The 23,560-nt window shown below is 69.2% G+C and carries 22 protein-coding genes and 1 tRNA gene; 10 read left to right on the top strand and 13 right to left on the bottom strand.

Features of this window, described 5'->3' with window-relative positions; translation table 11 throughout:
* Positions 1-38: 38 nt before the first annotated feature.
* Genes SALPAC2_RS0117000 through SALPAC2_RS0116985 form a run of 4 tightly spaced genes read left to right on the top strand, consistent with a single transcriptional unit; the run spans position 39 to position 3,164 of the window.
* Positions 39-842 (top strand): DUF881 domain-containing protein, encoded by an 804-nt coding sequence (locus tag SALPAC2_RS0117000; protein ID WP_026184820.1) that lies wholly within the window; start codon positions 39-41, stop codon positions 840-842.
* On the top strand, positions 839-2,206 hold the full coding sequence (locus SALPAC2_RS0116995; protein ID WP_018217837.1) for a class E sortase: 1,368 nt from the start codon (positions 839-841) through the stop codon (positions 2,204-2,206). The genes SALPAC2_RS0117000 and SALPAC2_RS0116995 overlap by 4 nt, the downstream gene beginning before the upstream one ends.
* Before the next feature lie 4 nt (positions 2,207-2,210).
* Complete coding sequence (locus tag SALPAC2_RS0116990) at positions 2,211-2,510, top strand: hypothetical protein (protein WP_018217836.1); 300 nt, start codon at positions 2,211-2,213, stop codon at positions 2,508-2,510.
* A 3-nt stretch (positions 2,511-2,513) separates the two neighbouring features.
* Positions 2,514-3,164: an aminodeoxychorismate/anthranilate synthase component II gene (locus tag SALPAC2_RS0116985; RefSeq protein WP_018217835.1), complete on the top strand. Its 651-nt coding sequence runs from the start codon at positions 2,514-2,516 to the stop codon at positions 3,162-3,164.
* A gap of 23 nt (positions 3,165-3,187) precedes the next feature.
* On the opposite strand, the gene pknB is transcribed toward SALPAC2_RS0116985, so the two are convergent.
* The 7 genes from pknB to SALPAC2_RS0116950 are packed head-to-tail and all read right to left on the bottom strand — an operon-like array spanning position 3,188 to position 12,141.
* The gene (gene pknB / locus SALPAC2_RS0116980; RefSeq protein ID WP_018217834.1) at positions 3,188-4,954 is read right to left on the bottom strand and encodes a Stk1 family PASTA domain-containing Ser/Thr kinase; all 1,767 of its coding nucleotides are present in this window, start codon (positions 4,952-4,954) and stop codon (positions 3,188-3,190) included.
* The gene (locus tag SALPAC2_RS0116975) at positions 4,951-6,384 is read right to left on the bottom strand and encodes a serine/threonine-protein kinase (protein ID WP_018217833.1); all 1,434 of its coding nucleotides are present in this window, start codon (positions 6,382-6,384) and stop codon (positions 4,951-4,953) included. Before SALPAC2_RS0116975 ends, pknB begins: the two co-directional genes overlap by 4 nt.
* Position 6,385: 1 nt before the next feature.
* Positions 6,386-7,891, bottom strand: a complete 1,506-nt coding sequence (locus SALPAC2_RS0116970) for a peptidoglycan D,D-transpeptidase FtsI family protein (RefSeq protein ID WP_018217832.1) — start codon at positions 7,889-7,891, stop codon at positions 6,386-6,388.
* Complete coding sequence (locus tag SALPAC2_RS0116965; RefSeq protein ID WP_018217831.1) at positions 7,888-9,378, bottom strand: FtsW/RodA/SpoVE family cell cycle protein; 1,491 nt, start codon at positions 9,376-9,378, stop codon at positions 7,888-7,890. Before SALPAC2_RS0116965 ends, SALPAC2_RS0116970 begins: the two co-directional genes overlap by 4 nt.
* Before the next feature lie 28 nt (positions 9,379-9,406).
* Positions 9,407-10,843, bottom strand: coding sequence for a PP2C family protein-serine/threonine phosphatase (locus SALPAC2_RS0116960; protein ID WP_018217830.1), 1,437 nt, complete (start codon positions 10,841-10,843; stop codon positions 9,407-9,409).
* Positions 10,840-11,325, bottom strand: coding sequence for an FHA domain-containing protein FhaB/FipA (locus SALPAC2_RS0116955; protein ID WP_018217829.1), 486 nt, complete (start codon positions 11,323-11,325; stop codon positions 10,840-10,842). Before SALPAC2_RS0116955 ends, SALPAC2_RS0116960 begins: the two co-directional genes overlap by 4 nt.
* Before the next feature lie 6 nt (positions 11,326-11,331).
* Positions 11,332-12,141 carry an FhaA domain-containing protein gene (locus tag SALPAC2_RS0116950; RefSeq protein WP_018217828.1) on the bottom strand — a complete coding sequence of 270 codons (810 nt, stop codon included), beginning with the start codon at positions 12,139-12,141 and terminating at the stop codon, positions 11,332-11,334.
* A gap of 224 nt (positions 12,142-12,365) precedes the next feature.
* Between SALPAC2_RS0116950 and SALPAC2_RS0116945 the strand changes: the two genes are divergently transcribed.
* The 3 genes from SALPAC2_RS0116945 to SALPAC2_RS0116935 all read left to right on the top strand — a co-directional run bounded on the left by SALPAC2_RS0116945 (position 12,366) and on the right by SALPAC2_RS0116935 (position 14,431).
* Positions 12,366-12,451, top strand: a tRNA-Leu gene (locus SALPAC2_RS0116945).
* 103 nt (positions 12,452-12,554) lie between these two features.
* Positions 12,555-13,628 (top strand): NAD-dependent epimerase/dehydratase family protein, encoded by a 1,074-nt coding sequence (locus SALPAC2_RS0116940; RefSeq protein WP_018217827.1) that lies wholly within the window; start codon positions 12,555-12,557, stop codon positions 13,626-13,628.
* Positions 13,610-14,431, top strand: a complete 822-nt coding sequence (locus tag SALPAC2_RS0116935; protein ID WP_026184819.1) for a WecB/TagA/CpsF family glycosyltransferase — start codon at positions 13,610-13,612, stop codon at positions 14,429-14,431. The genes SALPAC2_RS0116940 and SALPAC2_RS0116935 overlap by 19 nt, the downstream gene beginning before the upstream one ends.
* A 70-nt stretch (positions 14,432-14,501) precedes the next feature.
* Here the strand turns inward: SALPAC2_RS0116935 and SALPAC2_RS0116930 are convergent, their stop codons facing one another.
* The 4 genes from SALPAC2_RS0116930 to SALPAC2_RS0116915 all read right to left on the bottom strand — a co-directional run bounded on the left by SALPAC2_RS0116930 (position 14,502) and on the right by SALPAC2_RS0116915 (position 18,010).
* On the bottom strand, positions 14,502-16,061 hold the full coding sequence (locus SALPAC2_RS0116930; protein ID WP_026184818.1) for a S8 family serine peptidase: 1,560 nt from the start codon (positions 16,059-16,061) through the stop codon (positions 14,502-14,504).
* Positions 16,062-16,360: 299 nt separating this feature from the next.
* Positions 16,361-16,765 carry a hypothetical protein gene (locus SALPAC2_RS0116925; RefSeq protein WP_018217824.1) on the bottom strand — a complete coding sequence of 135 codons (405 nt, stop codon included), beginning with the start codon at positions 16,763-16,765 and terminating at the stop codon, positions 16,361-16,363.
* A gap of 172 nt (positions 16,766-16,937) precedes the next feature.
* Entirely contained in the window at positions 16,938-17,159 is a 222-nt protein-coding gene (locus tag SALPAC2_RS0116920; RefSeq protein ID WP_018221845.1) for a DUF397 domain-containing protein, read from the bottom strand.
* Positions 17,129-18,010 (bottom strand): helix-turn-helix domain-containing protein, encoded by an 882-nt coding sequence (locus tag SALPAC2_RS0116915; RefSeq protein ID WP_018217822.1) that lies wholly within the window; start codon positions 18,008-18,010, stop codon positions 17,129-17,131. Before SALPAC2_RS0116915 ends, SALPAC2_RS0116920 begins: the two co-directional genes overlap by 31 nt.
* 424 nt (positions 18,011-18,434) lie before the next feature.
* Between SALPAC2_RS0116915 and SALPAC2_RS0116910 the strand changes: the two genes are divergently transcribed.
* Entirely contained in the window at positions 18,435-18,722 is a 288-nt protein-coding gene (locus SALPAC2_RS0116910) for a hypothetical protein (RefSeq protein ID WP_018217821.1), read from the top strand.
* Positions 18,723-18,883: 161 nt separating this feature from the next.
* Here SALPAC2_RS0116910 and SALPAC2_RS0116905 read toward each other — a convergent pair whose 3' ends face one another.
* On the bottom strand, positions 18,884-19,591 hold the full coding sequence (locus SALPAC2_RS0116905; RefSeq protein ID WP_018217820.1) for a PASTA domain-containing protein: 708 nt from the start codon (positions 19,589-19,591) through the stop codon (positions 18,884-18,886).
* Positions 19,592-19,803: 212 nt separating this feature from the next.
* Between SALPAC2_RS0116905 and SALPAC2_RS0116900 the strand changes: the two genes are divergently transcribed.
* The gene (locus SALPAC2_RS0116900) at positions 19,804-21,138 is read left to right on the top strand and encodes a hypothetical protein (RefSeq protein ID WP_018217819.1); all 1,335 of its coding nucleotides are present in this window, start codon (positions 19,804-19,806) and stop codon (positions 21,136-21,138) included.
* Positions 21,139-21,257: 119 nt separating this feature from the next.
* Here SALPAC2_RS0116900 and SALPAC2_RS0116895 read toward each other — a convergent pair whose 3' ends face one another.
* A complete protein-coding gene (locus tag SALPAC2_RS0116895; protein WP_018217818.1) occupies positions 21,258-22,736 on the bottom strand; it encodes a glutamate--cysteine ligase family protein in 1,479 nt (492 codons plus the stop codon).
* Between the two features lie 224 nt (positions 22,737-22,960).
* Here SALPAC2_RS0116895 and SALPAC2_RS0116890 point away from each other — a divergent pair, with 224 nt between their 5' ends.
* Positions 22,961-23,458, top strand: a complete 498-nt coding sequence (locus SALPAC2_RS0116890; RefSeq protein WP_026184817.1) for a MarR family winged helix-turn-helix transcriptional regulator — start codon at positions 22,961-22,963, stop codon at positions 23,456-23,458.
* Positions 23,459-23,560: the final 102 nt, after the last annotated feature.

Raw genomic sequence — 23,560 nt, 5'->3', positions numbered from 1 at the left:
GTTGGAGCGGGCTGGCAGGCGACAAGGGGAGGGAACCCGTGGAATACACATCCGGCGCGGCCTCTTGGCGGAAGGTGCTCCGGCGGGTCGTCGTCGCCCTCCTCCGGCGCCCCCGGCAGCGCCGGCTCGGCTGGCCGGTCGGCGTACCGTTGATCGCCGCTGCGGCCGGGCTGCTCTTCACCACCACCGCTACCACCGCCGGGGGCACCACCCTGCGCGAGGACCGGCGCCCCCAGCTCAACCAGCTCATCCAGGACCGCCGCGCGGAGGTGGCGGCCAGCGAGCAGCGGGCGGCGGAGCTGCGCGCGAAGGTCGAGGACCGCACCAACGCACTCGCCGGTTCCGACAGGACGATCCAGCAGCAGCTGGAGCGGGCGGCGGCCAGCCAAGAGCCGGCCGGCTTCACCGCCCTCACCGGCCTCGGGGTGACCGTAGAGCTCGACGACGCGCCACGCCGCAGCGACGGCAGCCTGCCCACGGGCGTCACCAACGACGACCTCGTGGTGCACCAGGGTGACGTGCAGGCCGTGGTGAACGCCCTCTGGGCCGGCGGCGCGGAGGCGATGTCAATCATGGATGTCCGCGTACTCGCCACCAGCGCGGTACTCTGCGTCGGTAACACCCTGCGACTCCATCGCCGGTCGTACTCCCCTCCATTCAAGATCGTAGCGATCGGTGACCCCGCTGCTCTCCAGCAGGCCCTCTCCGAATCCGAGGGAGTCCGGTTGTTCAGAGACCTGGCGAATACCTACAAGCTCGGCTATAAGGAGACTGACTCCACCGTGAAGGTGCCGGCGTTTGCTGACTCAGCCGCCCTCCATTGGGCGACGGTGCCCGAATGACCAGGGAACCGGAGAGCTGGCAACCCGATCGGGACAACGATGAGACGGCGTTCCTGCCGCGGCTGGAGCGTCCCTGGCAGCAGCCCCGGCACGATGCGGAGCAGCCGTTACCCCCGCCGGCAGCACCGCCGCCGACGGCCCGAGCGGCCGAGCGGCCGATCGACCAGCCGACCGCAGCCCACCGGGAACTTCGGCCCGAACCCCTACCCCACTCGTCGGGGCCACCCACCCCATCCCCAGCACCGAGCCCGGTCCAGCCGCGCCGATCAGCGTGGGAGCGCACCCCATCGACGGCTGACGCCCCCACCGCCTTCATCCCCACCACACCGCCGCGGACCGCGACCCCGAACGCCGACACCACCCCGAAGGCCGATACCGGCCTGAACGCGGGCACCGCCCCGAAGGCAGGCCCGACCCCTGATGCCCCCAGCGGCACTGGCTCCGCCGCCGATCCGGCGGCCACCGCACTCATCCCGCGAGTAGCCAGCCCCACCCCTCCGCCGCTCGACTCCACCGCCCTGATGGGCGCCGTGCCCCAGCCCCCCCGCGACGCGGACGCCACCACCGAACCCGCCGGTGGGGAGCCGGCCCAGCCACGCCGGGGCGAGCGGGTGGTCAAGCTACGCCCAGAGCAGTCCGGCGACGGTTACAAGAGCGTCTACTCGGAACTGACCCGGCCGACGTTGCGGTCCCGCTTCCGCATCGGCGTCCGCGCCGCCGGAGAGGTACTCATCACCTTCGGCATCGTGGTGCTCCTCTTCGCCGGGTACGAGATCTGGGGGAAGTCGGTGATCGTCAACGCCCACCAGAACGACCTCAGCCAGCAGCTCGCCGAGGCGTGGGGGCCAACCGGTGACCCAACTGTGACGCCCTCCGCCGCTCCCTCGTCCGCCCCCGCCTCGCCGGCAGTGCAGGGCACACCGATCGCCGGCCTGTACATTCCACAGCTCGACAAGAACTGGATCGTCGTCGAGGGGGTGACCCAGAAGGACCTCCGGTACGCCCCGGGCCACTATCCGACGAGTGCCCTCCCCGGCCAGCTCGGCAACTTCTCCATCGCCGGGCACCGGAACCGGGCCACCTTCTGGCGACTTGACGAGCTGAACGACGGCGATGTGATCGTTGCCGAGGATCGGGACAACTGGCACATCTACCGCGTCACTCGCAACCACATCGTCAAACCGAACGAGGTGTCCGTGGTGGCGCCGGTTCCTGGCAACTCGGGCGCCGAGCCGACCGACGCGATGCTCACCCTGACCACCTGTCACCCGAAGTTCGACAACTACGAACGCCTGATCATCCACGCGAAGCTGGACCGGACCCAGGCCAAGTCGGCGGGTCGTCCGGCGGAACTGGGGGGCTGAGGAGATGTACGCCTGGATCTGGCGGAAGTTGCCGTTCGGGCTTCCCGGCAAGCTGGCCGGCAGCGTCCTGTTGACGACGGCCGCGGTCGCTTTGCTCTGGTACGTGGTCTTCCCCTGGGCTGAGCCGCTGCTCCCCTTCGACGATGTGCAGGTCGGTCAGGATACGGGGGATCCCGGTGCTCCCGGGGACCCCGGTGCTCCCGGCTACCCGCCGCCCGGAGACGGGCCGGCACCGACCGAGGACGGGCACGACCTGCCGTACGACACGGACGAGAACAACCCACACCCCTCCCCGGAAGAGTGACCCGTGCGCATCCTGGTCATCGACAACTACGACTCGTTCGTCTTCAACCTGGTGCAGTACCTGGGTCAGCTCGGCGCCGACTGCGAGGTGCGCCGCAACGACGAGATCAGCGTCGCGGAGGTCGGGCAGGCGAACGCGGATGGCGTCCTGCTCTCCCCCGGCCCGGGTAGCCCGGATCGCGCCGGCATCTGCCTGGATGTCATCCGGGAGTACGCCGGGGTGCTCCCCCTCTTCGGTGTCTGCCTCGGCCACCAGGCGATCGGGGAGGCGTTCGGCGCCACCGTCGCCCAGGCCCCAGAGCTGCTGCACGGCAAGACATCCGAGGTCCGACACCAGGGCGTGGGGGTACTGGCCGGCCTACCGGAGGTATTCACCGCGACCCGCTACCACTCGCTCACTCTCGTGCCAGGGACGTTGCCGGCCGAGCTGGAGGTCACCGGTTGGACCAGCTCCGGTGTGGTGATGGCGATGCGCCACCGGACGTTGCCGATCGAGGGGGTGCAGTTTCACCCCGAGTCGGTCCTGACCGAAGGCGGGCACCTGATGCTGGCGAACTGGTTGGCCTCCTGCGGCTTTCCGGAGGCGCTGGAGCGTGCCCCCGCGTTGGCGGCCGAGGTCGACGCACGTCGACGTACCGCCTTCAGCACCACCTAACCGTCGATCAACGGCGCCGCACCTCAATCACCGTCGCCCGGCGTCTCGGTCGGCTCCGGCGTCGGCGTCGGCGTCTCGGTCGGCTCCGGCGTCGGGGGCTCGGTCGGCTCCTCCAGCACCGTCACCGTGATGGTCACCGTCTTGCCCATCTGGAGCTTGGTGTTCGGACCGGGGTTCTGGTTCGTCACCCGGCCTTCCTCACCCGGCGGCACCGGCTGACCCTCCCTGACCTCAACGTTGTAGCCGGCGTCCTCGAGCTCCCGCACGGCATCCTCAACATAGGACTGCACCACGTTCGGTACGGTGCCGATGTTGCCCTTGGAGACGGTCAGGGTGACCTCCTCACCCTCCGCCGCCTGGCTGCCCTCATCCGGCGACACCCGCAGGACGGTGCCCTCCGACGCCGCGTCGTCGACCTCCTCCCGCGCGACCTCGAAGCCGGCGTTCTCCAGCTGCCGCTTCGCGTTGTCGTAGGTGGAGCCGACCAGGGTGTCCGGAATCGTCACCGTCGCCGGCCCAGCGCAGATGAAGACCGTGACAACGTCGTCCGGGGCCAGCCGCTCACCCTGGGCGGGATCCTGGTTGGCCACCTCCCCCTTGGTGCAGTCGTTGTCGCGGACCTCCTGGCCGGTGTTCGGCACCAGGTTGGCCTTCTCGATCGCCGCGAACGCCTGCTCCTGGGTCAGCCCGGTTACCGGCGGGACCGTGGCCCGCTCGGGTTCGGTGGGCCAGAAGGCGTACACACCCAGCGCGGCCACCGCGAGTACGCCGAGCGCGGCGAAGGTGGCGATCAGCCACGTTGACGTCCGGCGCCGACGTGGGTCGCCGACCCGGGCCGGAATCTGTTGGGTACGCGGACCGGGCGCGGCGGCCGGGTATCCGGCGCCGGCCGGGGCGATCTGGGTGGCCTCCTCCTCCCGCAGTACCGGGGTCGCCATGACCGGCCGGCCGGCGGCGGCACGCAGCAGGTCCGCCCGCATCTCGCCGGCGCTCTGGTAGCGGTTGAGGGGGTTCTTCGACAACGCCTTGAGGATGATCGCGTCGACGGCCGGGGGGACCTCCGGGTTGAGGTCGCTGGGCGTCGGCGGCGTCTCCCGGACATGCTGGTACGCGACGCTGACCGGGCTGTCCCCGACGAACGGCGGGTGCCCGCAGAGCAACTCGAAGAGCACACAGCCGGCGGCGTAGACATCCGAACGGGCGTCCACCGACTCGCCGCGGGCCTGCTCGGGTGAGAGGTACTGGGCGGTGCCGATCACGGCGCTGGTCTGCGTCATCGTGGTCGCACCGCTGGCCAACGCCCGGGCGATCCCGAAGTCCATCACCTTGACCTGGCCGGTCTGGGTGAGCATGACGTTGCCGGGCTTGATGTCCCGGTGGATGATGCTGTGCCGGTGGCTGAACTCCAGCGCCGCGCACATGTCGGCGCAGATCTCCAGCGCCCGGCGCGGCTGGAGCCGCCCCTCGGCGCCCAGCACCTCCTTCAGGGTCCGCCCGCCGACGAACTCCATGACGATGAACGGCAGGGTCTCGCCGGTTGGCGCCTGCTCCTCGCCGGTGTCGTAGACGGCGACGATGGCCGGGTGGTTGAGGGAGGCCGCGTTCTGCGCCTCCCGTCGGAACCGCATCTGGAAGGTGGCATCGCGGGCCAGATCGGCCCGGAGCATCTTGATCGCAACATCCCGACCCAGTCGCAGGTCACGACCGCGATGCACCTCGGCCATACCGCCGTAGCCGATAAGCTCGCCGACCTGGTAACGGCCACCGAGCAGGCGGGCCTGCGCTGTCATCGCGTCTGTCGTCCTTCGCTCGTCGTCGTCTCGTCGCCGCCCGTCGCGGGCAGTTGCAGTTGACGGTACGACGTTCGGTCTGAATCGTCGCGTCCGTCGAGCCGGAGTTCGCCGGACGTTCCCGTCGACTGCCCCGGCCGGCCGGTGGGCCCGGCATACACCTCGCCCCGAACGTAGGAAACCATGCCAAAGCAGGTCAGGACCAGAGCGGCCAGGAGGAGGAAAAGGAGCACCCTCCTAAACCGGGGCCGGCGCGACCGCCGGGCCGGTTTCGGGGAGTGCCTGAGTCGCCCTGAGGCCAGCGGCACGGCGGCAACCGGGTACCACTCCGCCTGCGGTCGCGGGGCCAGCGGCGGGGAAGGCTGCGGCGCCACCGGCGAGCCGGAAACCAGCGGTGTACGGGCAACGACCGGCGGCGGCACACTGGCCCGACCCGGCATCGGCGCGGCAGATACCGGCGAAACCACGCTGGCCCGACCCGGCGCCGCCGAAACCGGCGAAACCACGCTGGCCCGACCCGGCGGTGCAGGTGCAGGCGCAGGCGCAGGCGCGCTGGCCCGACCCGGCACCGCCGAAACCGGACTGGCCTGGCCCGCCGCCCGGGCGGCCTGGGAGAGCTGGGCCTTCAGTTTTCGAGCCACTCCGGCCAATGCCGCCGCGCTCGGCCAGCGGTCCGCCGGGTCCTTCGCCATGGCCCGCTCGACCACCGCCCGCACCTGCGGCGGAATGTCCGCAGGCAGCTCCCGAGGGGTGTCCCGGACGTGCTGCAGGGCGATCTCGAGTGGGTTGTCGCCCGCAAACGGCCGCCGGCCGGAGAGACACTGGTAGGCGACCACACCGAGGGCGTACACATCCGAGGCTGGGGTGGCGACCGCTCCGGTGGCCTGCTCCGGTGAGATGTACGAGGCGGTACCGAGCACCGAGCCGGCGGCGGTGAGCTGGGCCACCAAGTCGGATCGGGCGATACCGAAGTCGGTGAGAACCAGGGTGCCGTTCGGCCGGACCAGGAGGTTGCCGGGCTTCACGTCCCGGTGCACGATGCCCTCCAGGTGGGCGGCGTGCAACGCGTCGGCGGCCTGGGCTACCAGGGCCATCGTCCGGGCGGAGGTGAGCCGACCGACCCGGTTCAGGGTGGCCAGGAGCGCCTCGCCCTCCACGTGCTCCATCACCAGGAAAGCGATCTGCTGGTCGTTGCCGAAGTCGTAGATGTCAACGACACCGGGGTGGTTGATGGTCGCCATCGTGCGCGCCTCGCCCCGGAACCGCTCGGCGAAGTCAGGATCGTCCAGCAGGGCCGGCAGGAGACTTTTCACGGCGACTGTCCGGCCGAGCACCTCGTCGGTGCCGCGCCAGACGTCGCCCATGCCGCCGCTGGCGATCCGCTCGTCGAGACGGTAGCGGTTGCCGAGCTTCACCCCGGTACTGAGCACGTCAGCGGCTCCCCGGCGAGGCGATCGCCGCCCGCATGATCTGCCCGGCGATCCGGGCGGCCTCGGCGCTGCCGCCGTCGCCGGTCTCCTCCAGCAGGACACAGACCGCGGAGACCGGGTTGCCGTCCTCGTCGAGCGCGAAGCCGATGAACCAAGCGTGTTCGGGAGTGTCCGGACCAGACTCTGCCGTGCCGGTCTTGCCGCCGACGGTGTAGCCACTGATCCGGGCGTTGCGGCCGGTGCCGTTCTGGACGACACTCTCCATCATCTCCCGCAGTTCGGCGGCGACCTGGTCACTGACCGGCTGGCGCAACTCGTCGGGCTCGGCGGTGTAGTAGTTGGTGGTGCGATCAGCACCGAGAATCTGACTGACCAGGTACGGCCGCATCTGGTTGCCGTCGTTGGCGACCGTGGCGGCGATCAGGGCGCCCTGGAGCGGGGTCATCCGGACATCCCGCTGGCCGATGGAGGACTGGGCGAGGGCAGCCTGGTCAACGCTGCCGTCGGGGTTCTCCATGCTGCCGGTCCGACTGGCGGCGACCGGTTCGCCATCCTCACCGAGCCGGCCGACGGTCAGGTCGTCCTGCTCGAAGCCGAACTGCCGGGCCTTCTCCTTGAGGGTGTCCGCGCCGAGGCGTACGCCGAGCTGGGCGAAGCCGGTGTTGCACGACTCGGTCACCGCGTTCATCAGGGTGACCTCCGCCTCCGGGCAGATGGAGGCGGCCGCGTTTTCGATCGGCTCGCCCGAGGTCGGCGGCGTCCAGCTGGGCCCGGCGGGAATCTTCGTGTCCGGGGTGACACCGTTCTCAAGCGCGGCGGCGGCCGTCACGATCTTGAAGGTGGAGCCCGGCGGGAGCACCTCGCCGAGCGCCCGGTTCTTCAGCGGACCGTCCGGGTTCTGCTGCAGCTCGTTGTAGGCCGTCGTGGCCTCGTCCGAGTCGTGGCTGGCCAGTGGGTTCGGGTCGAAGCTCGGCATCGAGACCAGCGCCTGCACCGCCCCGGTACGCGGGTCGAGCGCGATGGCCGCACCCTTGCTGACCCCCGCACGGTTGTCCCGCAGCTGCTCGTACGCGACGTCCTGCGCCTGCTTGGAGATGGTGAGCAGGACGTTCGCGCCAGCGGTCTCGTCGCCGGTGACTAGGTCCCGCAGCCGGTCGCCGATCAGCTGGTCGCTGGTGCCGGCCAGGAACGCGTTCTCCGCCTCCTCGATGCCGGTGTCGGCCAGGTTAACCGGCTTGTAGCCGATCGCGTGGGCGTACTTCGCCCCGCCGGGATAGGTGCGCAGGTACTCCAGCTCCCCGTCGGTCTGCTTACTCACCGCGAACGCCGTACCGCCGGCCTCGATGTTGCCGCGCTTGCGCTCGTATTCGGCGACCTGGACCCGGCCGTTGTAGTCGCTGTTGCGGTAGTCGTCGGCCTTGTAGGCCTGAATCCGGTTCAGGTTCGCGAAGAGCAGCCCGAACAGGACCATCACGACGACACCCACCCGGCGCAGTGGTGCGTTCACGGTCTGATCACCTCCGTGGGGGCACCGTGTAGCTGCTCTGGTGGGCCACCCGGCGGTCGGGTCGATGAAGCGCCTCCGCCGGCCACCGGCCGACGGGCGGCATCCGAGACCCGGAGCAGGATCGCGATGAGCAACCAGTTCGCCATCAGTGACGAACCGCCGGCGGAGAGGAACGGCGTGGTCTGGCCGGTGAGCGGAATCAGCCCGCTGATCCCGCCCACGATCACGAAGACCTGGAGCCCGAGGGTGAACGCCAGACCACCGGCGAGCAGCTTGCCGAAGGAGTCGTGGACCGCCAGCGCGGCGCGCAGCCCCCGCTCGACGATGAGCAGGTAGACCACCAGCAGGGCGGAGAGACCGAAGAGACCGATCTCCTCACCGAGGCCGGCGAAGATGAAGTCGTTCTGCACCTCGGGCAGCTTGAGCGGCTGGCCGGCGCCCGGCCCGGCGCCGAACATGCCTCCGCTACCAAGGGCGAGCAGCCCCTGCACCAGCTGGTAGCCGTCGTTGTACGGGTCAGCGAACGGGTCCAGCCAGATGTTTGCCCGCAGGTAGAAGTTGGCGAACGGGCCACCGATCAGCTCGCCCAACACGTACGCCAGGTAGGCGCCGCCGAAGAAGAGCACCAAACCGATGAGAAGCCAGCTCACCCGTTCGGTGGCGATGTAGAGCGTCGCCACGAACATGCCGAAGTAGAGCAGGGACGTACCCAGGTCCTTCTCGAAGACCAGGACCAGGAGGCTGATCAGCCAGACCACCACGACCGGCCCGAGGTCCCGGCCCCGGGGGAAGTCGACACCGAGGAACCGGCGACTGGCCAGGGAGAGGACCTCCCGCTTGCGGACCAGGTAGTACGCGAAGAAGGCCAGCAGCGCGAGCTTGGCGAACTCACCGGGCTGGATGGAGAGACCGCCGACCCGGATCCAGAGCTTCGCGCCGTTGATCTCGGAAATGCTCGGCGGTAGCACCGCCGGGATCATCACCAGCACGATGCCGGCGAGACCCAGGGTGTACGCGTACCGGGAGATCGAGCGGTGGTCGCGGACCACCGCGAGCAACCCGGCGGCGAGGGCGACCGAGATCAGTGTCCAGGCGAGTTGACGCCCGCCGATGCCGGCGAAGGTCGCCAGTTCGGCCCGCTCGGCCGGGGTGGCGCGGGCCAGGTCTAGCCGGTGCAGGAAGCCGACACCGAGGCCGTTGAGGAGGGCGACGGACGGCAACAGGGCCGGGTCGGCGAAGGGTGCCAGGAACCGGATCGCCACGTGTAGGCCGAGGAAGACCGCGCTGAGCGCGGCGGCCGGCACCCAGAAGCTCGGCGTGACCGTGTCGAGCACGCTGGCTTCGACCATCGCCCCGTACGCGGCCACCAGCACCATGGCGAGCAACAGCAGCGACAGCTCGGCGTTACGCCGGGACCGGGCCAGCCGCACGCCGCCCTGCCCGCCCGGGGTCGTGGGCGGGGAGTTCGACGTGGCCGCTACGGTCACTGCACGTCCTGACAGATCAAGCCGGCGCTCACTCGGGCGACCGGCAGGCGGCCGGATCAACAGCCGGCGGCGGGATGGCGGGCAAGGCGTCGGGGGAGGGGGTCGGTTCGGTCGGCTCGCCGGTTGCCGACGCGCTCGGGGTGGCGGAGGCCGCCGACGGTGTACTCGAAGCGGTGGCCGGCGTGGACGCATCGAGCTCCGCGGTCGGGCTCGGCACCGCTGGCGGGCTCGGACTCGGGGGACAGGTCGGCTTCAGGTTGGGGTTGGTCGGAGTATCAGCGGTCAACTCGGCGAGCCGACGCTCCGCATCTGCTTCACTCTTGGCCGGGATGCCCTGTTTGACCTGTTCCTGCGCGGCGAGCGTGAGGTCGTCCAGCTCGGCGGAGCTGGTCGAATGCACGGCGGAGAGGTCGATGCCGGCGATCTGGCCTTCGACGCCACGGAACACCGCGACCTGGCCGCTCTCCGTGGCTCCGACGTAGTACTGCCGCTGCGTGTAGCTCCACCAACCGTAGAGTGTTCCGCCCAGCAGGAGGAGCAGGGCGAGACTCACCGCCGCGAGCCGGATCGGCCGGCGACGCCGGCGCTCCGGCTCGTCGTCCCCGGCATTCGACTCGTCGGGCGGCTCCGGTGGCGCCCCGGAGAGCGCCGAGGCGCGGGCCGCGGGGGTGGAGTCATCGGCGGAGGTCGCCATGCCCCGGTCCCGGGAGGCGGCGCCACCGACGATCGGGCTCGCCTCGACGATGTCCTGGTCCGTCGCGTCGGCGACGATCACGGTGATGTTGTCCGGCCCGCCACCGCGCAGCGCGAGCTGGACCAACCGCTCCACGCACTGCTGCGGGTCGGCGTACTCCCGCATCGTCTCCACGATCGTCTCTGCGCTCACCACGCCCGAGAGACCGTCGCTACAGATCAGGTACCGGTCGCCGGCGAGGACCTGGCGGACCGAGTACTCCGCGTCGATGTCCCGGCCGTCAAGGGCCCGGGTCAGCAGCGACCGCTGGGGGTGGCTACTCGCCTCCTCGGCGCTGATCCGGCCCTCGTCCACAAGCATCTGGACGTACGTGTCGTCCTTGGTTATCTGGGCGAACTCGCCGGCACGCAGCAGGTAGGCACGCGAGTCGCCGATGTGCACCATGCCCAGCTTGCTGCCGGAGAAGAGGATCGCGGTGAGTGTCGTCCCCATCCCCTCCAGCTGAGGGTTGGCGTCAACCGTCTCGCGTAGCTGTTGGGTGGCGTTGGTGACAGCCGAACGAAGCGCATCCACGAGGGCATCGCCCGGGACGTCCTCGTCCAGTGGCGCCATGGCGCCGATGACGATATTGCTGGCGACGTCACCGGCGGCCATACCGCCCATGCCGTCGGCGACGGCGAGCAGCCGTGGCCCGGCATAGACGGAGTCCTGGTTGCCGTCTCGGATCAGCCCGCGGTCGCTGTGGGCCGCATAGCGGAGGGTCAGAGTCATGGCCGTAATTCGAGTGAGGTGCGCCCGATGCGGATCGGCACGCCGAGGGGGACGGGGGTAGGTCCGGTGACCTTAGCGCGATCCAGGTACGTGCCGTTAGTCGAACCCAGGTCCTCAACGAACCACTGCCCGTCGCGGGGCACGAGCCGGGCATGTCGCGCGGAGGCGTAGTCGTCGGTAATCACGAGGGTGGAATCCTCAGCCCGACCAATTGTGATCTGCGCTTCACCGAGGGTGATGCGGGTGCCGGCCAGCTGGCCGGCGGTCACCACCAGCTGGCGGGCCGCCTTTCCCCGCTTCACCCGGGCCGGCTTACCGCCCTGACCAAGGACGGCTCCGACCCCCCGAGGGGCCGCAACCAGCCGGCCAGAGCGGGCGCCTGCGAAGAGATCCCGGCGAATCACCCCGACCACCGTGAAGACGAAAATCCACAGCAGGATCAGGAACCCGAACCGGGCAACGGTGACAACGAGTTCCGGCAAGGCGGATCAACCATCCACGCGGAAAGTCAGGGTGGTGGTGCCGAGCTGGACCATGTCGCCAGGGTTCAGGGCAACGGCGGAGACCCGCTGACCGTTGACCATCGTGCCATTGGTTGACCCGAGGTCGGTCAGCACGACCTGCCCACCGTCGAAATCCAGCCGGGCGTGTCGCCGTGAGATACCGACATCGGGTAGGCGCAGGGTGGCCTGGTCGCCGCGGCCGATCACGGTTGTGCCCAGCTGGAGCGGGTAGGTCCGCCCGTCGCCGGAGATCAGCCGCACATTGGGGGCGCCACCCTGACCGGGCGGCGGGCCGTAGCCACCCCCCTGGTCGTAGGCGGGGTAGGCCGGCGGGCCGGCGTCGTAACCCGGCGGGCCGGCGTCGTAACCCGACCCCGACACCGGGGCAACCTCACCGCCGGTGTAGACCTCGGCGGTGACCCGGAACATACCGGTGTCGAGCCCCTCCCCTCGTTCGACCTCGACGATCACGTCGCCGTAGACCGTCCACGCCTGCTCGCCGATGAACTCCGCCTGCGACTGGGCCAGCTCCTGGGCCAGCGCGGCAGCGTACGGCGCCAGACGACTGTGGTCGTACGGCGAGAGATCGATCACGTAGCGGTTGGGCACCAACGTGCGCCCACCGGCCAAAATCGCCTTGTGCGCCTCAGCCTCCCGCTGCATGGCATTAAGGATCTCCACGGGGTGGACCACCCCTTTGAAGACCTTGGCGAAAGCCCCTTCGACCAGGCCTTCCAGACGCTTCTCGAAGCGTTGCAGCACGCTCACCGGCTCCTCCTCGGGTCCCGAGGACATGATGGTATCCGGCCGAGGAGCGTGCAGCTCACACGCCGCTCGGCCGCGCTTGTCCCGGCCCGTTCGGCGGGCCGGTTCCGTCGTGCTAGTCTTTCGTCCGCCACAAACGGTGGCCGTCCTACGAGGGTAACCGTTGGTGGCAAGCGCGAGGAGCCACGTAGAATGTCCCGAGCCCGGCGGCGCAGCCGGAGGGCCGGGCACCAGGTGTCTCCGGTTGAAGCCACGGGGAAGTGGCGGAATGGCAGACGCGCACGGTTCAGGTCCGTGTGCCCGAAAGGGCGTGGGGGTTCAACTCCCCCCTTCCCCACCAGTCGAGGGCTCCGCAGCAGCGGGGCCCTCGCGCCGTCTCGGGGCACGTCGTACGTCACGCTATGCTCCGATCGTTCTTGACTCCGACGGACCAGGAGTGACGTGTGAGTGTCGCATTCGTGACCGGATCGGGCGGTCTCATTGGTTCCGAAGCGGTCCGGCATTTTGCCGGCCTCGGTCTCGATGTCATCGGCATTGACAACGACATGCGGCAGGAGTTCTTCGGCGCGGAGGCCTCGACCGCATGGAACGTCCGACGCCTCACCGAGGAGCTGGGCGCCGCCTACACGCACCAAAACATCGACATCCGCGACCGGGACGCGCTCGCGAAGCTCTTCCGCCGGTACGGCCGCGACACCGCCGTGGTGATCCACACCGCCGCACAGCCGTCGCACGACTGGGCCGTCCGCGACCCGTTCACCGACTTCGACGTCAACGCCGCCGGCACCCTCAATGTGCTGCAGAACGTCCGCGAGCACTGCATCGAGGCGCCGGTCATCCACTGCTCCACCAACAAGGTCTACGGGGACCGGCCGAACAGCCTGCCGCTGGTCGAGTTGGCGACCCGGTGGGAGATCGAGCCCGGGCACCCGTACGAGCAGGGCATCCGGGAGGACATGTCGATCGATGCCTGCCTGCACTCGATCTTCGGCGCCTCCAAGGTGGCGGCGGACGTGATGGTGCAGGAGTACGGCCGTTACTTCGACATGCGGACGGCCTGCTTCCGCGGTGGCACCCTGACCGGGCCCGCGCACGCCGCCACCGAGCTGCACGGTTTCCTCGGGTACGTGATGCGGGCCAACATGGAACGCCGGAAGTACAAGATCTTCGGATACCAGGGCAAGCAGGTCCGGGACGCGATCCACAGCTCGGACGTGGTCTCGGCGTTCGAGTCCTTCTTCCGTAACCCGCGCTCCGCCGCCGTCTACAACCTGGGCGGCGGCCGGCACTCCAACACCTCGATGCGCGAGGCCTTCACCCTGGCCCAGCAGATCACCGGGCAGGAGATGGACTCCGAGTACGTCGAGGCGAACCGAATCGGCGACCACAAGTGGTGGATCGGCTCGAACGAAGCCTTCCACGCCGACTACCCGGACTGGAAGCAGGTCTACGACGTGCCCATGATCATGCGGGAGATCTACGAGGCCAACGTTGAAAAATGGGTTCCGCAGTCATGACCCCCCGGGGCAAGCGGAACGTGCTCGGCGTCCTCGTTGATGTCACCGACTACGCCACCGCCACCGAGACGGTCGTGACCGCGGCGCACGAGCGGCAGCCGCTGGCGCTGACCGCCCTGGCCGTACACGGCGTGATGACCGGTGTGCTCGACCCCGCACACAATGCCCGGTTGAACTCGTTCGACGTGGTCACTCCGGATGGGCAGCCGGTGCGCTGGGCGCTCAACGTGCTGCACCGGGCCGGGCTGACCGACCGGGTCTACGGCCCGACGCTCACCCTGCATGTGTTGTCCCGCTTCGCCGACGAGGGCCTTCCGGTCTATCTCTACGGCTCCACCGAGGAGACGCTCGCAACGCTGGTGCCGGCGCTGGAACGGATGTTTCCCGCGCTGAAGCTCGCCGGGGTGGAGCCGTCCAAGTTCCGACCGGTGCAACCCGGCGAGGAGGTCGAGATCGCCGATCGGATCCGGGACAGCGGGGCCCGACTCGTCCTGGTCGGGCTGGGCTGCCCGCGGCAGGAGATTTTCGCGTACGCCATGCGACCGCTGCTGGACATGCCGCTGATGGCGGTCGGCGCGGCCTTCGACTACCACGCGGGTCTGCTGCGGCAGCCGCCACCGTGGATGCAGCGGGCCGGCCTGGAGTGGCTCTGGCGACTCGGGCTGGAACCAAAGCGGCTCTGGCGCCGTTACCTGGTCCTCAATCCGGCCTACCTGGCCCGGCTCGCCGCACAGAAGACCGGCCTGTGGAAGGCGGAGCCGCCGGATCCCGCCACCGACCAGCCCACCAGCTTCGCGGTCTGAGGAAGAGTCCGGGCACGGCACGGGGCCCCTCCCGGAGACTCCGGAAAGGGCCCCGCCTGGCGAAACTAGATCAGACCGTCAGGGTCCAGGTGTTGATGTAGCCGGTGTCCCGGCGGTAGACGTCGCGGACCTGAAGCTGCCAGGTCCCCTCGGCCACCTCGCTGGAGAGGTTCACCGTGTAGGTCTCGTTGACGTTGTCGGCGGAGTCGGACAGGTCGTTGGTCTTCAGCCGGTAGGACGAGCCGTCCGGCGCGATCAGGTCGATGACGAGGTCACCCCGCCAGGTGTGGGGGATGTCCACCGCCACGGTCGAGGAGGAGGAGGCGTCCCGGTCGCAGTCGGCGATGGTGATCGAGCTGGCAATCGCGGAACCGGCGTCCGGGATCGACACGTCGGTGTTGTTGGTGCCGGAGCAGCCGCTCGGCGGCGGAGGCGGCGGCGTGCTGCCACCGTCACCGACGTAGAGGAGCTTGTTCGGGGAACCGCTGCCCGGGGAGCCGATCGCGCCGTCGGTGGCGCTGTCAACCAGCGCGTCCCGAATCTGCTGCGGGCTGTACGACGGGTTGGCCGACAGGACCAGCGCCGCGGCACCCGCGACGTGCGGCGATGCCATCGACGTGCCGCTGATCGTGTTCGTGCTGGTGTCACTGTCGATCCACGGCGCGGTGATCGACGAGCCCGGCGCGAAGATGTCCAGGCAGCTTCCGATGTTGGAGAACCAGGACAGTCCGTCACTGCTGGTCGTGGAGCCGACAGTGATCGCATCCGGGGTACGGGCCGGTGAGTAGTTACAGGCGTTGGCGCTGCTGTTCCCCGCCGCCAGCGCGTAGGTGACACCGGAGTCGATCGAGTTGGTCACCGCGTCGTCCAGCGCACTGTTCGCACCGCCGCCGAGGCTCATGTTCGCCACCGCCGGCTGGACCGCGTTCGCGGTCACCCAGTCGACGCCGCCGATCACCCCGGCCCAGCTGCCGGTGCCCGCGCAGTTCAGCACCTTCACCGCTACCAGGCTGGTCTCCTTGGCGACGCCGTACGCCGTGCCACCGACGGTGCCGGCGACGTGCGTGCCGTGCCCGTTACAGTCGGTGTCGTTGTTGTCGGCGGTGTTGGTGCCCCAGGTGGCCCTGCCCCCGAAGTCCTGGTGGGTGGTACGGATGCCGGTGTCGAGGATGTAGACAGTCACGTCACTGGCGGTGTTCGGATAGGTGTAGGCGTTGTCCAGCGGCAGGTCGCGCTGGTCAACCCGGTCCAGGCCCCAGGACGGGGGGTTGTTCTGGGTGTCAGTGATCGACACCTGGTGGTTCTGCTCGACGTAGGCCACCGCTGGGTCGGCCGCGATTCGAGCGGCGGCACCGGCGTCCACCCGCAGCTCGGCTCCGCGGAGGGCTGCGGTGTACGTCCGGGCTACCTGGCCACCGTGCCGGTCCACCAGTCGATCGGCTGACCGCTCGACCGCACCGCGGCCTACCGCGCTGTCCTTGAAGACCACGATGTAGCTGTCGGCTACGGCCGTAGCACCCCCCGCACTACGGATCTCACCAACTGGTTCAGCGGCCATAGCGGGGGCTGCGGACGCCATCATGGCCATCGTGGCTAGTCCGACGAACATGGACCTTCGGGATAGACCCATCTCCTCTGTCTCCCTCCGGCTGACATCGAGGCGACCAACTCCCGGCGAGTCGATCGATAGATGCCAATCCATCGATGAGAATAATCGGCGGGGAGACGAGAAATCAACACATCGATTCACCGACTCACGGGCGGGCTACCCGCGGGAGATCACCGGTACGGCCACGGTGATACCGGCTACCGGAGAACGATGACACCGGGGAGACGGGGGTGCGCTGCCGCGCGGGTGTCCCCGACCGGCACCAGTGATCAGCACCGCCGACTGGCGGCCCGAGCAGCGTCCCGGCGCAAAAAAAACCGTCAGCGGGGCCGCCCCGGGCCCTGCACGTAGAGAAGTTCGAGAATGGCCCGGGTCGCCTCAAACCAGCGATCCAGCCAACCCGGCGGCGGCACACTGCCCTTCGGTGGCAGTTCCATCAGAAGACCGCGCAGCAACGGGTGATCGACCAGGGATTCAACCGGACCAGTCGACCAGCGCTCGGCCGGAAAGCCCGGCGGAGTCGACGATTCCGGGTCGATCGAGGTCAGGGGCTGGGGTGGAGCAGGTCGCTGGGGTGGGGACCCGTCCTGCCGCTCGCCGGCTTCACCGTCCGGCGACACCACCTCAGTGAGCACCGTGTCCCGGCGTGTCCCGCGGTACTTGCCACCGAACCGCTCCGGCTTGCCCGGACCGTTGGTGAGGTTCTCTGACCCGATCGTCGTCATCCGTCTCGCCTACTTCGTTCGGTTGCCGATCGGTGCGGCTGGGCACTGGCCCCATGGCGCACCGACGGGTTCAACGAGACGGAGCCGTTGTGGCGACGGGGCATCGGCAAGCCGGGTCATAACCGGGCCGGTGCCCCCACCCGAACGGGCCGGACGGGGGCACCGGTACTGGTCAGCGCGGGTCGAAGGCACCGCCCCGCGCATTGCTGACGAAGGAACGCCAGTCACCCCGGCTGAAGACCAGGGCCGGGCCCGACCGGTCCTTCGAGTCCCGCACGCCGACCGCCCCCGGCACGTACGCCACCTCAACGCAGTTGTCGCAGTTCGGCCCGCTCTTCGAGCTCTTGAACCAGGTGCCCTGCGTCAGGTCCACGGGGAACTCCTTGGTCGCCATTTCCACAACGGCTCCTCTGCCAATTTCGCGATGTGTGCCATGGACTCCTCAGGACTGATGGCAGCCGCACGGATGTGATCAAAGATGAAGCTGTACTTCTGCAGTTCGTCGCTCTTCTCCAGGAAGAGCCCACCCGTGGCGTTCTCCGCGTACACAACATCCGGATCACTGGGTTCGGGGAAGCTCAGGATGCTGAAGGTCCCGTCCATGCCCGCATGCGCACCCACCTCGAACGGCAGGATCTGCAACGTCACGTTCGGTAGTTCGGTTACTTCCAACAGCCGCTTGAGCTGACCACGCATCACCGTGTCCCCACCCACCGGTCGGCTCACCACTGCCTCATCGAGCACCACCCACACATCGACTGAATCTTCCTGAGTCAGCAACGACTGACGACCCAATCGGACACGGACACGTTGTGCGACCTGCTCTGTGGTGAAGTCCGGTCGCGCCGCACGGATCATGGCGCTCGCGTACTCTTCGGTCTCCAGTAGACCCGGCACGACCTGCTGCTCGTAGGCACGGATGGAGCTGGCCGCCGCTTCCAGACCGACGTATGCCCCGACCAGAACCGTGCTGTACGGGTGCCACCAACCCTTCTGTCGGGCCTCGCGGGCGATCTGCACCAGCTCGTCGCTCTCCGCGCCCACCACGCCGTAGATCCGGAGCATGTCCCGGACATCGCGGGGCGTCGCCGTGGTGTGGCCGGTCTCGATCCGGGAGACCTTCGAGGCCGAGCACTCGAGCTGCTCGGCGACCGATTCGATGGTGATCCCCGCGGCCTCACGCTGCCGACGGAGTTCCGCGCCCAACCGCCGGCGGCGAATCGTCGGGCTTCGCCGCTCAGCCACGGCGCCACCCCGGACTCAATCTCGCGGTCATTGCCACCCGTCCCCCTCCACCTTGACAACTTCCCGGCTCGGCCGTCGTGCCGGGGAGGGCACGACGGTGGACGGGTTCGCGGCGGCGGATGGCGGCGGGGCGAACCCGGCCCTCAGTGTGCCGCCCGAATACGAACAGCTCAAGCATTGCATCGCTCTGGACCAACAACCCATCGGCAACAACCGACATGCAACTTGCATGTCGCACGTCACTGATGCACTCTATTCCCTATGGCGGATCACGCAGAGTCCTACTCCGCTCTCACACCGTGGTGACCCCGCGGTCAAGCACCAACAACGCCAGCCGGCGGGGCACCACCCCGAGGCCGACAACACATGTCCCCCCGACAACTCCCGCCGGCACCTCCGCCGGCCCTCTTTCCCAGGAGCCCATGTGCTTCCCCGCACCGGTGACGTACTGCACGTGACTCGCGCGGCGAGTGTCCAGTTCCTCCGACCCATCGCCTTCCGGGTGATCCGGGTCCTCGACTGGCCGACCTACGACGGTTGGCTCTGGCTCGACGGCTACGAGTTGAACGCTTCGGGGGACGCGGTCAGCCGGCGGTCGATCTTCGTACAGCAGGAGGGACTGGACCAGATCCAGCCCGCGCCGCAACGCCACCCAGCCACCGTAGGGACACCGCGCCGAGCGCTGGCGCGGACCCCGGTCCGCGTGGGCTGACCTGCTGCGATCCCTAGCCCTGGGGGCGTACCTACGAAAAGCACGCGGTACGCCCCGCCCGGGCAGCTCCACTCGTACCGCCAGGATCCCGAACCTGGGAACCGCCAGCTCAGCCGGCAGCGGTACCTCCGGCCAGCCGGTGGGGTGGCGGGAACGTTCGGTCAGCCGGTGGGGGTGGGTTCGGAGGTCGGAGTGGGCGTCGGCCGCTCTGACGGTCCGGGCCTCGACACCACCAGTACAACCGCTGTCCCCTCCGGCACCAGCACACCTGCTCGCGGTTCCGTCCCGATCACGATTCCGGGCGGCTGATCCGAGGTCCGATACTGAACCCGGTACGCCAGTCCGATCTGGTCCAGGAGCGCCTGGGCCGTGGCCAGTGGCAGGTCGACCACCGGGGGCATCGGGACCTCAGCCGGCTCCGCCGTCGGCGACGGAGGGGTCGGTGCGACCGAGGTCGGCGTGGTCGTGGTCGGCGCGGCGGATGTTGGCATGGGGGACGTTGGCGTCGGCGATGCCGGTGGCGTGGTGGCCGACGGCGAGGAGCCGGGGTTGACCTGCTCGTCGTCGCCGGTGCCGAGGGTGAGCCACAGACCGACGCCGAAGACGGCGAGCAGAAGGAGAATCACTCCCCAGAGAATCGGTGACCACCACCGTCGCCCGTTCGGCTCCGCGTACCACCCGGTCTCCTCCTGGTACTCCGGCGGACGCGGCGGCGGTACGCCCGCCCGCCCGGACCATGCCGCCGGCCCGCCGGCGGGAGGCAGGGGCGCGGTCTGGTCAGCAGGCGGCAGTGGCTCGGTCTGATCCGCCGGCAGCGGGCGGGTTTCGTCGTCCGACCCGTCAGCGCCGGGCTTTCGGTCGTCGCTCATCCCACTCCCCCTCGCTGCCTGACGACAACCTAGCTGGAGAGCAGGGGGGCCGGCGGGAATCAGCTCACCGCAGCCCGATCCGTGTCAACCCCCGCAACCAAACCACCCCGCTGTATTTACTCTGCGTAAGAATTTGGGCTCGGTACTCCCCGCCCCGACCACAGGACGTTACGCTCGCCGGCATGGCGAGACGCGGCTGGGCAATATCGATCATGACCGCGCTTGGTACCGCCGCCGGGGCCGGCGCCGCCGCGCTGGGCTTCGGCTACGGCCTGGGCATCATCAACTGGGCCCCACCGCCCGATCAGGGGGAAGCAGTCACCGCCTGGACGGCCAGCCTGATCTGGGCCACCTGGATCGCCGCCAGCTCTACTGTGGCCGGTGCGGTCTGCGCACAACACCTCCGCCGTCGTGGCCCGGTGGAACGCCCATCGAACAGCAGCAGCGAGCCCTCCGGAGCGGACTCGACGGAGAGCACCACCGCGCCATCCATTTTGCACAGCTCGGCCGACAGCCCGGGCGGCCCCGAGACCGCCGCACCGACCACCCGGGAGACGGCGAAGTTGAGCCAGGCCAACCCGAGTGAATCCGACGGGGTGTTCGGCAGGCTGGCGCTCGCCGGAGCCGCCGGGATCGGTGCCCTGATCACGGTCCTGTTGACCGCCGTACCGGCCCGGGTGGCCGTGGTACCCGGCGTCGCCGCACCCCGGGATGTCGCCGCTGGCTACGCCGCCCTGGGCGTCCTGGTCGGCGTGGCCATCGCCGGATGGGCGTTACACTCCCGCGCCGCCGCCACCAACGTGATCGCCACCGTCGGCTGGCTGTGGCTGCTCGCGGTGGTGGCCGTTGTGGACGGCGTCATCGCGGGACGGGGACTGAATGCCGCCCAGCTCGGCATCTGGCAACTCAGTGTCGGCGGAAGCGAGCTGTGGCTCCGCGACTGGTTCTACTGGCCGGGTGCGCTGCTGTCCCTCGGCTCTGCCCTCCTCATCGGCGTACTGGTCGCCCGCGGCACGGCCCGGAACCCCGACCAGCGAATTGGCACCACCGCCTCCGGCGCAGCCGGCCCGCTCCTCGTCGCCGTCGTCTACCTGCTCGCCGTACCGGGGCTGGCGGACCTCGCTCCCGGCCAGGCGTCGGCACACCTCATCGCCCCGTACGCGGTCATCATCGGCTTTGGGGGCTCGGCGCTGGTCGCCGCGCTCGGCCAACGGGCCGACCGCCGACGGCGGGCAGTTTCGCCCCAGCCGGCGGAGACTCCGGCCGATTCACCCCAGCCAGCCGAGACTCCGGCCGATTCGCCCCAGCCGGCCGAGCCCCCGGCCGCCCCACCGCCGGACGGTTCGGTCGGCGCGACGGCTACCCCTCGCCGCCGGACGCGCGGATCAGGCAGCCGACGTCCCCGCACTGTGCCGACGGATACCACGGCCGGGGTGCCGGTTCAGCGCAGCGTGGACGATGCACCGGCAGCGGACGCCGCCCCCGCCGCGCAGGAGCCGACGGAGAGCGGCCCGGCCCGGCCCCGGTCGCCCCGCCGCACCAGCTAACCGGGGTGCCGGGCACCGCCCCGACCGGGTTCTGCCCCAAGCCTTCGGTCGCCATCGCTCGGACGCCTTCGGTCGCCATCGCCCCGACGCGCCGAGTAAGGGCGAAACCCGCCGGCCGCCTAGTCGACCGGCCAGGTGTGCACCGGCTCGTTGCTGCGCTGGAGTTCGGCGTACCGCTGGACCATGTGGTGCAGGGCCGCCGGGCGGTCGAGTTTCCGGTGCCGCTCGGCCGCCCACACCGTTTCCGCCTGCCACACCGCGCCGTTACGTCGGGTCCGACAACGCTGCTCGATGATGCCGAGCAGCCGGTCTCGCTCACCGGGAGCCACGCCGAACCGGTCGAGGCCGGTCGCCGCCTGCGGCAGCAGCACGTCGAGGACCAGCTCGGTGACCGGTACCTCACCGAGCTGAGGCCAGTGCACCACGGCGTCCATGCCACGTCGGGCGGCGGCGTGGAAGTTCTCCTCCGCCGAGCTGAACGGCAGCTGACTCCACGCCGGATGGTCCGCCTCGGCCAGCCCTCGTGCCGATCCGAAGTAGAAGGCGGCGTTGGCCAGCATGTCGATCACGGTCGGACCGGCCGGCAGGACCCGATTTTCCACCCGTAGGTGCGGACGCCCCTCGGTGATGTCGTAGACCGGCCGGTTCCAGCGGTAGACCGTCCCGTTGTGCAGGCGTAGTTCGCCGAGTTTCGGCACACCCCCGGCGTGCAGCACCTCCACCGGGTCCTCTTCCTCGCAGATCGGCAACAGTGGCGGAAAATAACGGACGTTCTCCTCGAAGAGGTCGAAAATCGAGGTGATCCAACGCTCGCCGAACCAGACCCGAGGACGGACCCCCTGCGCCTTCAACTCGTCTGGCCGGGTGTCGGTCGCTTGTTGGAACAGCGCGATCCGGGTCTCCGCCCAGAGTTGTCGGCCGTACAGATAGGGAGAGTTGGCTCCGGTCGCCACCTGGGCGGCGGCGATCGCCTGTGAGGCGTTCCAGTAGTCGGCGAAGCTGTCCGGCGCCACCTGGAGGTGGAACTGCAGACTGGTGCAGGCCGACTCAGGAGCGATCGAGTCGGTGTGGGTCTGTAACCGCTCGACTCCGCGGATGTCGAGCTCGATGTCTTCACCACGCGCTCCGACGATCTGGTCGTTGAGCACCCGGTAGCGCTCGTTGGTGGAGAGGTTGTCGACGACCAGGTGCCCCTCGGTCAGGGTGGGCAGGATTCCCACCAGGAGGATCTTTGCGTCAGACTTGGCCGCCCACTCATCGGCACGGGCCAGACTGCCACGAAGGTCCTGTTCGTAGCCGGTGAAGCCGGTGCCCTCGATCAGCCGGGGCGCGGCGTTCAGCTCGAGATTGAACTGCCCCAGTTCGGTCTGGAAGAGCGGGTCGGCGATGTCGGCGAGAATCTCCTCGTTCCGCATCGCCGGTTCGGCGGCGGAGTCGACCAGGTTCAGCTCGATTTCCAAGCCGGTCATTGGCCGATCGGCAGCAAACCCGAAGTCGTCCAACATCAAGGCGAAGACGTCCAGGCAGCGACGTACCTTGCGCCGGTAGCGGAGCCGATCCTCCCGGGAGAAGGCGCCTAGCGTGACATCCCTGCCCATGTATCCTCCCGGCGCCCGAGGTGACGGAGCGATGCCGCTCCGCAGCGCATTGTGAACCCTCCACGGTAGGAGTGGCCAAGGCGGCGGGCCAGAGCTGGGCGCTTATCAGCCCACCAGCCTGGTCTCGTGCACCATCCACAGAGATGCTTGTCTTGTAAGTAACGTGCTCAACAGATATTGCCTGCGGCAATATTTCGTTGATCAACTACTGGTAGCATCGGGCGGTGGACCCGAATGTGTTCGACGACCCCCGGATCACCGCCGTCGGTCTACTTGTCGAGGCGCACGCCGGGCTGTTGGCCCGGTTCGCCGCCCAATTCGAGGAGCACGGACTCTCCCCGGTGGAATTCGAGGTACTCACCCGGCTCGCCCGCTCACCTGGCAATCAGCTCCGGATGACCGATCTCGCCGCACAGACTTCCCTCTCCACCAGCGGGACGACCCGCGTGGTGGACCGGATGGAACGCGATGGGCTCCTCGCCCGGCGTGCCTGCCCCGCCGACCGACGAAGCTACTTCGCGGTGGCCACCGAATCCGGCCGGGAGCGGCTCCAGGCCGCACTCCCGGATCACCTACGCATCATCGAGGAGTGGTTCACCGGGCAGCTCGACCGGGAGTCACTGACCCAACTCCTCGATGGGCTACGTCGGGTGCGCGATGCGGTCCACCCCGGCGCCACCGCCGGCGCCACCGACCCGGAGCCGGACCGCAACCGCCACTGACGCCACCGGTGGATGGCGCTGGCTTGGCCAGGACACCACCGGCAGCGAATACCACCGGCAGAAAGAGCGGCAGAACTGCCCGAGAAACGGTTGATTGTTGGG

The sequence above is a fragment of the Salinispora vitiensis genome, assembly GCF_000378825.1.
GTDB classification, from domain to species: Bacteria; Actinomycetota; Actinomycetes; order Mycobacteriales; family Micromonosporaceae; genus Micromonospora; species Micromonospora vitiensis.
This window is presented reverse-complemented; position numbering and strand designations above follow the sequence as displayed.

Excerpts from the sequence above, each read along its gene's own strand:
- SALPAC2_RS0116995 (WP_018217837.1), top strand. The coding sequence starts at position 839 with ATGACCAGGGAACCGGAGAGCTGGCAACCCGATCGGGACAACGATGAG.
- SALPAC2_RS0116990 (WP_018217836.1), top strand. The coding sequence starts at position 2,211 with ATGTACGCCTGGATCTGGCGGAAGTTGCCGTTCGGGCTTCCCGGCAAG.
- pknB (WP_018217834.1), bottom strand. The coding sequence starts at position 4,954 with ATGACAGCGCAGGCCCGCCTGCTCGGTGGCCGTTACCAGGTCGGCGAG.
- SALPAC2_RS0116960 (WP_018217830.1), bottom strand. The coding sequence starts at position 10,843 with ATGACTCTGACCCTCCGCTATGCGGCCCACAGCGACCGCGGGCTGATC.
- SALPAC2_RS0116950 (WP_018217828.1), bottom strand. The coding sequence starts at position 12,141 with ATGTCCTCGGGACCCGAGGAGGAGCCGGTGAGCGTGCTGCAACGCTTC.
- SALPAC2_RS0116935 (WP_026184819.1), top strand. The coding sequence starts at position 13,610 with ATGGGTTCCGCAGTCATGACCCCCCGGGGCAAGCGGAACGTGCTCGGC.
- SALPAC2_RS0116930 (WP_026184818.1), bottom strand. The coding sequence starts at position 16,061 with ATGGGTCTATCCCGAAGGTCCATGTTCGTCGGACTAGCCACGATGGCC.
- SALPAC2_RS0116925 (WP_018217824.1), bottom strand. The coding sequence starts at position 16,765 with ATGACGACGATCGGGTCAGAGAACCTCACCAACGGTCCGGGCAAGCCG.
- SALPAC2_RS0116920 (WP_018221845.1), bottom strand. The coding sequence starts at position 17,159 with ATGGCGACCAAGGAGTTCCCCGTGGACCTGACGCAGGGCACCTGGTTC.
- SALPAC2_RS0116905 (WP_018217820.1), bottom strand. The coding sequence starts at position 19,591 with ATGAGCGACGACCGAAAGCCCGGCGCTGACGGGTCGGACGACGAAACC.
- SALPAC2_RS0116900 (WP_018217819.1), top strand. The coding sequence starts at position 19,804 with ATGACCGCGCTTGGTACCGCCGCCGGGGCCGGCGCCGCCGCGCTGGGC.
- SALPAC2_RS0116895 (WP_018217818.1), bottom strand. The coding sequence starts at position 22,736 with ATGGGCAGGGATGTCACGCTAGGCGCCTTCTCCCGGGAGGATCGGCTC.